The sequence below is a fragment of the Nonomuraea sp. NPDC048916 genome (genome assembly GCF_040649575.1).
Classification (GTDB): domain Bacteria; phylum Actinomycetota; class Actinomycetes; order Streptosporangiales; family Streptosporangiaceae; genus Nonomuraea.
Genome location: NZ_JBEZFS010000193.1, coordinates 1 through 515, shown reverse-complemented (window position 1 = coordinate 515; position 515 = coordinate 1). Strand labels below are relative to the sequence as shown.

Sequence of the window (515 nt, the reverse complement as noted above, 5' to 3'; positions counted from 1 at the left end):
GACCCGACCGGCAAGGGCCGCAAGAGGTGGACCATGCGCTGGAAGGCACCACTGAACGCCTTCCAGATCGCCTTCGAGGGCCGCCTCACCCCGGCCAACAGCTGACCACTCAACAACCAAGATCAGCCGTTAAGTTGACACACCCGGCTTCGTCGGACTGGTGGGGAGCGTAGTAGATCGCTTCGTATTCCTCTGGTGGCAGGTGTCCGATCGCGGAGTGCAGGCGGGTGGCGTTGAACCAGTCGACCCATTCGGCGGTGGCCAGCTCGACGTCGGCCAGGCTGCGCCAGGGCCCTCGGGGCTTGATCAGCTCGGTCTTGTAGAGACCGATCTGCGATTCCATCAGGGCATTGTCGAGCGCAGAGCAGCCCGGCTTCGACAGATGATTGTTCTGCTAGGGGCATTAACACCTGTCTGAACAGCGGAAACGCCGAGGACACGCCGGAGGGGCGTGTCACTAGGCGTTCGGGGGCCCCACGAGGCGGGATGGGGGCGTGCGGTCAGTCCGCGACGGC

General features: G+C 64.5%; 1 pseudogene. It reads right to left on the bottom strand.

The window, feature by feature from the left end:
• Window positions 1-109 precede the first annotated feature (109 nt).
• Window positions 110-361, bottom strand: a pseudogene (locus tag AB0C16_RS40400) (integrase core domain-containing protein); the annotation flags it as partial.
• Window positions 362-515 lie beyond the last annotated feature (154 nt).